The organism is Rathayibacter sp. AY1C4 (assembly GCF_002932195.1).
In the GTDB taxonomy this organism is placed as follows: domain Bacteria; phylum Actinomycetota; class Actinomycetes; order Actinomycetales; family Microbacteriaceae; genus Rathayibacter.
This window is the reverse complement of the sequence record NZ_PSWE01000020.1, coordinates 20,910-28,788: the sequence shown is the minus strand read 5'-3', so window position 1 is coordinate 28,788 and position 7,879 is coordinate 20,910. Positions and strand designations below refer to the sequence as shown.

Here is a 7,879-nt window from a genome sequence, read left to right as displayed (position 1 = left end):
CGCTCGGGCCGACCGCGGGCGGGCGGCGAGCGGAGCGAGGAGCGAGCCGCGGCTGACACCGCTGAGCGGTAGCCGGCGGTCCGCGTGCGAGCGGATCGGCGTAGCGCGGACGCGGGACGCTCCGCGGAACGCGATCGCCCGCTCGGGCCGACCGCGGGCGGGCGGCGAGCGGAGCGAGGAGCGAGCCGCGGCTGACACCGTTGAGCGGTAGCCGGCGGTCCGCGTGCGAGCGGATCGGCGTAGCGCGGACGCGGGACGCTCCGCGGAACGCGACCGCCCGATCGGGCCGACCGCGGGCGAGCGGCGAGCGGCGAGCGGAGCGAGGAGCGAGCCACGGCTGACACCGCTCAGCGGTAACCGGCGATCCGCGTGCGAGCGGATCGGCGTAGCGCGGACGCGGGACGCTCTGCGGAACGGGACCATCCGCTCGGGCCGACCGCGGGCGAGCGGCGAGCGGCGAGCGGAGCGAGGAGCGAGCCACGGCTGACGCCGCTCAGCGGTAACCGGCGATCCGCGTGCGAGCGGATCGTCGTAGCGCGGACGCGACCCGCTCCGCGGACCGCGACCATCCGCTCGGGCCGACCGCGGGCGAGCGACGAGCGGAGCGAGGAGCGAGCCACAGTAAACTCAGCGTCATGGAGATCGAGATCGGGCGCGCCAAGCGCGCCCGCCGCGCGTACGCCTTCGACGACATCGCCGTCGTCCCGAGCCGCCGGACGCGCGACCCCGAGGTCGTGTCGGTGAAGTGGTCGATCGACGCGTACCAGTTCGCGACGCCGATCCTCGCCGCGCCGATGGACTCGGTGGTGTCGCCGGCGACGGCGATCCGGCTCGGGCATCTGGGGGCGCTGGGCGTCCTCGACCTCGAGGGTCTGTGGACGCGGTACGAGGACCCGGAGCCGCTGCTCGAGGAGATCCGCCGGCTTCCGGCCGAGACCGCGACGCAGCGGATGCAGGAGATCTACTCCGCTCCGATCCGCCCCGAGCTGGTGACCGCGCGCCTGGCCGAGATCCGCGCCGCGGGCGTGACCGTCGCCGGGGCCCTGTCGCCCCAGCGGACCGCGGAGCTGTACCAGACCGTCGTCGACGCCGGGGTCGACGTGTTCGTCATCCGCGGCACGACCGTCTCGGCCGAGCACGTCTCGCGCGATACCGAGCCGCTGAACCTCAAGAAGTTCATCTACGAGCTCGACGTGCCCGTCATCGTCGGCGGCGCCTCCACCTACACCGCGGCCCTGCACCTCATGCGCACGGGCGCCGCGGGCGTCCTCGTCGGGTTCGGCGGCGGTGCCGCCTCCACCACCCGCACGACGCTCGGCATCCAGGCTCCGATGGCGACCGCGGTCGCCGATGTCGCCGGCGCTCGCCGCGACTACCTCGACGAGTCGGGCGGACGCTACGTGCACGTCATCGCGGACGGCGGCCTCGGCACCTCCGGCGACATCGTGAAGGCCGTGGCGGTGGGCGCGGACGCCGTGATGCTCGGCTCGGCGCTGGCCCGCGCGACCGACGCTCCCGGCGGGGGCTGGCACTGGGGCGCGGAGGCGCACCACCCGCAGCTGCCGCGCGGCCGCCGCGTCGAGGTCGGCACCGTCGGCACCCTCGAGCAGGTCCTCTACGGCCCGGCAACCGGCGCCGACGGCACGGCGAATCTCATCGGCGCCCTGCGCCGCTCGATGGCGACGACCGGCTACTCCGACCTCAAGGAGTTCCAGCGGGTCGAGGTCGTCGTCGCGCCGTACCAGCCCAGCTGACGCTCACCGACCGAGGCGATCCTGACCGTCGAGGCCGCTGCGAACAGCGGGTTCCCTCGACGGCCCGGGGTTCCCTCGACGCGGCGGACGCCGGCGCGGGCCGGCCGGATGGGCTGGCGTCGGAGGCTTCGCGTCGGCCCCAGCGGACGACCCTGCGGACCCGCGCGCGCGGATCCGGTCTTCCCGGCGCTTCTGGGCGAGAAGCACGTGCTCGGGCGAGCGGCCCCCGAGGAACGCCGGGTCGGTTCGGATCGACGGCGGTCTGCGCGAGATCCGAGACGGCGAGTCCGTCGATCAGTGCGGGTGAGGGCGGACGCGCGCTCCGCGACGCCGTTCCACGTCCGGCTGCCCGGGTCCGTCGCCCCTCGACATGCACGGTCTCCGCGAGCGGCTCGACCAGGGGGAGTCCCGGACCGCCGCCGCCGACTCGCGGAGGACGAAGGGCGCGCTCCAGGTCGCGGCCATGGCGTCGATCCGCGCCCGCTGCCGCTCGTCCGCGGAGGCCCCCGCCCACTCGCCGGTCGGCGCGTACCGCGGTGCAGCCGCACGAGCTCTTCCGACCGGCCTCACGCCCCGTCTCGACAGATCCCCACTGCACGCTTCCGCCCCCCTTCCCTCCCTCCGCTCCCTCTGTGGAGACTCCCCCCACCCCCTGTGGGCAGCGAGGGGCGCAGGACCGCCGAGCCCGCCGGGAACCGCGGGATCCCTCGACGGGTCGGGGTTCCCTCGGCAGGAGGGCTCCGCACGCGCCTAAGCTGGAAGTCCCGAGTGGGAGCGCCGCACGGCGCGGAGGGAGCACGCATGGTCGAGGTCCGCAGGGTCAAACTGCCCGGTGTCGGCGTTCTGCACACCTTCCTGACGGCCGACGGCGGCAAGGTCGGCGTCATCGCCCACCGCTCCGGCCACAGCGACCTGATCACGTTCGCCGAGGGCGACCAGGACGGCGCCAAGGTGTCGCTCCGCCTGAGCGACGACGAGGCGCACACCCTCGCCGAGCTCCTCGGCGGCACGCAGATCACGGAGTCGCTGACCGCACTCGACCAGATCCCGGGCCTCTCGATCGACTGGTTCACCGTCGACTACGACGACCACATCGCCGGACAGCAGCTCGGCAAGCCCGCCGACCGAGGGATCGTCGGGCTGACCGTCGTCGCCGTGGTCCGGGGCGACGCCGCCAATCCGGCGCCGGCCCCCGACTTCCGCGTCTTCCCCGGCGACACCCTCGTGGTCGCCGGCAGCCCCGAGAAGGTCGCCAAGGCGTTCGCGTTCTTCCGCACCGGCAGCTTCGCCAAGACGGTCGACGCCCCGCCCGGAGCCTGAGGATGCACCACGGCGAAGACCTCATCGTCCTCGGCGTCCTGTTCGTCGTCGCCTACGTCCTCGGCCGGCTGGGGAGGACGATCGGGCTCCCGGCCATCCCGATCTACATGGTCGTCGGGCTCCTCGCGAGCCCGAACTTCCACCTCTTCCCACTCGACTTCGAGTCGAGCTACATCGAGCTGACCGCGGTCTTCGGGCTGATCCTGCTGCTGTTCAATCTCGGCCTGGAGTTCGACCAGGACGAGTTCTTCGGGAACGCCGGCCGCCTGATCCTCTCCGGCGGCTCCTACATCGCGGTCAACATGGCCGTCGGCCTCGGCTTCGGCTTCGCGCTGGGCTGGGGGAGCCGCGAGGCGCTGATCATCGCCGGCATCACGGCGACGAGCTCGAGCGCGATCGTCACCAAGCTGCTGATCGAGCTCAAGCGCCTGGCGAACCCCGAGACGCCGATGATCCTGGGCGTCACGGTCGTCGAGGACATCTTCATCGCGGTCTACCTGGCGATCGTGTCCGTGGTGCTCTCGGGCGAGACGGAGCCGTGGCCGGTGGTGCTCAAGCTCGTCATCGCGTTCGCGTTCCTCGTGGTGATGTTCGCGATCGCCCGCTGGGGCGGGAAGGTCGTCTCCCGCTTCTTCCGCACCCGCGACGACGAGCTGTTCACGATCCTGTTCTTCGGTCTCGCCATCCTGTTCGGCGGGATCGGCGAGGTCCTCGGAGTGACGGACGCGATCGGCGCGTTCCTGATCGGACTGGTCATCGGAGCGACGCGGTTCCGGTCGAGGGTCGAGCACATCGCGATCCCGCTGCGCGACGTGTTCGGAGCCTTCTTCTTCGTCAACTTCGGTCTCGGGCTGGATCCCGGTGCGTTCCCGAGCGTCGTGGTCCCGGTGCTGATCGCCGCGGTGATGACCATCGTCCTCAACCTCGGCGCGGGGCAGTTCGTCGCGTGGCTCAACAAGCTCGGACCGCGCGCGGGCCTGAACGCGGCGTTCATCCTGCACAACCGCGGCGAGTTCGCGCTCATCCTGGCGACGCTCTCGCTCTCGGCGGGGCTCGACGAGCGGATCCAGCCCTTCGCCGGCCTCTACGTGCTGATCATGGCGATCGTCGGGCCGATCCTCGCCTCGCGCTCCGAGAGCATCGGCGCGTTCCTCTCGCGGCGGCGGCACCGCCCGGCACCCGCAGCGGCCACGGCCATGGACGAGGAGGACTTCGCGCTCGTGGAGGCGGCGATGGCCGCGCCCGCCGTCTCCGCGGAGGAGGCCCCGGCTCCTCCGAGGCGCCCCGCGGAGCCGGACGAGCTCGACGACGAGTTCCCCGATCCGATGCGTCAGGCGCTCATCGACCAGGCGATGCAGCAGTCCGACGGCGCCGACGACGCCCGGCCCCGCCGCCCGAGGGAGCCCGACTACTGATCCCACGGAGCTCCCACACTCACGGGTTAGGCTCGATCCGGCCCGCGGGACACCGCACGGATCGAGGGCGGACGAGGGACGAATGACGCAGAGCACGGTCGGGCAGGTGGCCCGGCGCCCGCGCTGGATCGCCGCGCTGGCGCTCGCACTCCTGATCGCCGGGCTCTTCGCCGCGCTCGGGCAGTGGCAGGTCGGACGCGCGGTCGAAGCCGCCGCGCCCGACTCCGGAGTGTCGGAGACGACGCTCCCGCTCGCCGAGGTCGCGGCCCCCTCCCGCTCGATCACGGCGACCGCCGACGGACAGCGCGTGGAGGGCTCGTCCGTCTTCGTGCCGGGCGGTGCCGAGACCCTCGGCGGCCGCCTGAACGGCGAGCAGCCGGGCTGGTGGGTCATCGCCCGTACCCGCACCGCCGACGCCGACCTGGTGCTCGCCTACGGCTGGACGCAGGACGAGGCGCAGGCGCAGTCCGTCGCGGACGCGCTCAACAGCGGGAGCGAGCAGGCGCCCTCCTCCTTCACCGGCCGCCTCGTGGCCAACGAGGCCGCGGAGGCGCCGGCGGAGGGCCTGGACCCCGCCACCCTCACCGCGCTCTCCGTCCCCGCGCTGATCAACCGCTGGCCGGATCCGCCGCAGGACGTCTACCAGGGCTACGTCGTCGTCGATGAGCCGGTCGTCGGCCTCGGGGCCATCGACTCCCCGGCGCGCGTGAGCGACGTCTCGCTGAACTGGCTCAACGTCTTCTACGCGATCGAGTGGGTCGTCTTCGCCGGCTTCGCCCTCTACCTCTGGTTCCGCCTCGTCAAGGACGCGTGGGAGCGCGAGGCCGAGGAGGCGCTCGACGCCGAGGAGCGCGCCCGCGCCGACCTGGGCGACCGGGCCGAGGCCCCCGCCCCCGCACCGTAAACTGGTCGTCATGCCCCTCGAGCCCAAGCCCGCGCAGTTCCCTGCGATCCGGAGCGCGCTGCGCTTCTACCGGGTGACCTCGATCATCACCGGCGTGATGCTGCTCCTGCTCTGCGCGGAGATGCTGCTCAAGTACGTCTTCCACCTCGAGCTGTTCGCCTTCGGCCAGCAGGGCGTCCTGCACTTCGCTCCGATGTACGAGGTGCCCGGAGGCGAGTTCAGGTCGAGCGGCACCGGCGCGAACCTGTCCACCGGCATCCTGATCGCGCACGGCTGGTTCTACGTCGTCTACCTCTTCGCCGACTTCCGCCTGTGGAGCCTCATGCGCTGGCCGTTCACGCGCTTCGTGCTCATCGCGCTCGGCGGCGTGGTGCCCACCCTCTCCTTCTTCGTCGAGACCCGCATCGCCCGCGAGGTCGAGCAGTACCTCGAGCGCCGGACCGCCGGCACCGACCCGAAGACCCCGACCGACTCCGTGGAGGCCCCCCATTAGCGAGCAGCCCACCGCTCCCCAGCCGCACCTGGCCGCGCAGCCCGTCCTCGTCGTCGACTTCGGCGCGCAGTACGCGCAGCTGATCGCCCGCCGAGTCCGCGAGGCGAACGTCTACTCCGAGATCGTGCCCTCCAACGCCACGGCCGCCGAGATCGCCGCGAAGTCGCCCGTCGGCATCATCCTCTCGGGCGGCCCCTCCAGCGTGTACGAGGAGGGCGCCCCGCAGCTCGACCCTGCGATCTTCGACCTCGGGGTCCCGGTCCTGGGCATCTGCTACGGCTTCCAGGTGATGGCGAAGACGCTCGGCGGCGAGGTCGCCAACACCGGGCTGCGCGAGTACGGAGCGACGGACGCCGCCCTCTCGACCGACGGTGGCGTGCTCCTCGGCGAGCAGCCCGCCGACCAGACGGTGTGGATGAGCCACGGCGACTCGGTCGCACAGGCGCCCGAGGGCTTCGAGGTCCTCGCCTCCACGAGCAACACCCCGGTCGCCGCCTTCGGCAACGACGAGCGCCGCCTCTACGGCGTGCAGTGGCACCCCGAGGTCAAGCACTCCGCCTACGGCCAGGCCGTCATCGAGAACTTCCTCCACCGCGCCGCGGGCATCCCGGCCGACTGGAACTCCTCCAACGTGATCGACGACCAGGTCGCCGTGATCCGCGAGCAGGTCGGCACCGGACGCGTCATCTGCGGCCTGTCCGGCGGAGTCGACTCCGCCGTCGCCGCTGCGATCGTGCACCGTGCCATCGGCGACCAGCTCACCTGCGTCTTCGTCGACCACGGACTCCTCCGCAAGGACGAGCGCCGCCAGGTCGAGGAGGACTACGTCGCCGCGACCGGCGTCCGCCTGGTCACCGTCGACGCGCGCGAGCAGTTCCTCGACGCGCTCGCCGGCGTCAGCGACCCGGAGCAGAAGCGCAAGATCATCGGCCGCGAGTTCATCCGCACCTTCGAGGCCGCCGCCGAAGCGCTCGTGCTCGAAGCGCAGGGCGAGGGCGAGACGATCGACTTCCTCGTCCAGGGCACGCTCTACCCCGACGTCGTCGAATCCGGTGGCGGCACCGGCACCGCCAACATCAAGTCCCACCACAACGTCGGCGGACTCCCCGAGGACCTGCAGTTCGCGCTCGTCGAGCCGCTCCGCACCCTCTTCAAGGACGAGGTCCGTGCGATCGGCCGCGAGCTCGGCCTCCCCGAGGTCATCGTCGGCCGCCAGCCCTTCCCCGGACCCGGCCTCGGCATCCGCATCGTCGGCGAGGTCACCCAGGAGCGGCTCGACCTCCTCCAGGACGCCGACGCCATCGTCCGCGCCGAGCTCACCGCCGCCGGCCTCGACACCGAGATCTGGCAGTGCCCCGTCGTCCTCCTCGCCGACGTCCGCTCCGTCGGAGTCCAGGGCGACGGCCGCACCTACGGCCACCCCATCGTCCTGCGCCCCGTCTCCTCGGAAGACGCGATGACCGCCGACTGGACCCGCCTGCCCTACGACCTCCTCGCCAGAATCTCCAACCGCATCACCAACGAGGTGAGCGGCGTGAACCGGGTGGTGCTGGATGTGACATCCAAGCCCCCCGGCACCATCGAGTGGGAGTGATTCCGCGGGTCTCCGCACGGTCATCTGCGGCGTTGTCGGCGGTTGCGATACCTCTGGTATCGCGCCCTTCTCCGCCTTGCAGCTGACCGCGCGGAGACCCGCGGAACGTCAGGAACGGCTCCCTTCGAAGGGGGCCGTTTCTTGTTGAGGGGAGCGGGTGCGGAACGAGCCCCTGCGGGGCCGTTCCTGGGTGCAGGTAGAGGGGAACGAGCCCCTGCGGGGCCGTTCCCGGGTGCAGGTAGAGGGGAACGAGCCCCTGCGGGGCCGTTCCTGGGTGCAGGTCGGGGAACGAGCTCAGGTGGCTGTTCAGGGAACGGGTGGCCGCGGTGCGGCCGGGGGATCGGTGAGGGGTGACCGGTGCCTGGCGAGGCATACCGAGTGGCGGTCAGGGGTTCGAGG

The 7,879-nt window shown here is 72.2% G+C and carries 6 protein-coding genes; all 6 read left to right on the top strand.

The window, feature by feature from the left end:
• Positions 1-635 precede the first annotated feature (635 nt).
• The 6 genes from C5C99_RS11295 (at position 636) to guaA (ending at position 7,480) form a co-directional block, all read left to right on the top strand.
• Positions 636-1,754, top strand: a complete 1,119-nt coding sequence (locus C5C99_RS11295) for a GuaB3 family IMP dehydrogenase-related protein (RefSeq protein ID WP_104224734.1) — start codon at positions 636-638, stop codon at positions 1,752-1,754.
• Positions 1,755-2,555: 801 nt separating this feature from the next.
• The gene (locus tag C5C99_RS11290) at positions 2,556-3,074 is read left to right on the top strand and encodes a cation:proton antiporter regulatory subunit (RefSeq protein ID WP_068256939.1); all 519 of its coding nucleotides are present in this window, start codon (positions 2,556-2,558) and stop codon (positions 3,072-3,074) included.
• A 2-nt stretch (positions 3,075-3,076) separates the two neighbouring features.
• The gene (locus C5C99_RS11285) at positions 3,077-4,489 is read left to right on the top strand and encodes a cation:proton antiporter (protein WP_104234167.1); all 1,413 of its coding nucleotides are present in this window, start codon (positions 3,077-3,079) and stop codon (positions 4,487-4,489) included.
• A gap of 82 nt (positions 4,490-4,571) precedes the next feature.
• Positions 4,572-5,393: an SURF1 family cytochrome oxidase biogenesis protein gene (locus C5C99_RS11280; protein WP_104340085.1), complete on the top strand. Its 822-nt coding sequence runs from the start codon at positions 4,572-4,574 to the stop codon at positions 5,391-5,393.
• Between the two features lie 10 nt (positions 5,394-5,403).
• A complete protein-coding gene (locus C5C99_RS11275; protein ID WP_104256110.1) occupies positions 5,404-5,886 on the top strand; it encodes a DUF3817 domain-containing protein in 483 nt (160 codons plus the stop codon).
• 28 nt (positions 5,887-5,914) lie between these two features.
• Positions 5,915-7,480: a glutamine-hydrolyzing GMP synthase gene (guaA, locus tag C5C99_RS11270; protein WP_104337894.1), complete on the top strand. Its 1,566-nt coding sequence runs from the start codon at positions 5,915-5,917 to the stop codon at positions 7,478-7,480.
• The last annotated feature ends 399 nt before the right edge of the window (positions 7,481-7,879 follow it).

Excerpts from the sequence above, each read along its gene's own strand:
- C5C99_RS11285 (WP_104234167.1), top strand. The coding sequence starts at position 3,077 with ATGCACCACGGCGAAGACCTCATCGTCCTCGGCGTCCTGTTCGTCGTC.
- C5C99_RS11290 (WP_068256939.1), top strand. The coding sequence starts at position 2,556 with ATGGTCGAGGTCCGCAGGGTCAAACTGCCCGGTGTCGGCGTTCTGCAC.
- C5C99_RS11275 (WP_104256110.1), top strand. The coding sequence starts at position 5,404 with ATGCCCCTCGAGCCCAAGCCCGCGCAGTTCCCTGCGATCCGGAGCGCG.
- C5C99_RS11295 (WP_104224734.1), top strand. The coding sequence starts at position 636 with ATGGAGATCGAGATCGGGCGCGCCAAGCGCGCCCGCCGCGCGTACGCC.
- C5C99_RS11280 (WP_104340085.1), top strand. The coding sequence starts at position 4,572 with ATGACGCAGAGCACGGTCGGGCAGGTGGCCCGGCGCCCGCGCTGGATC.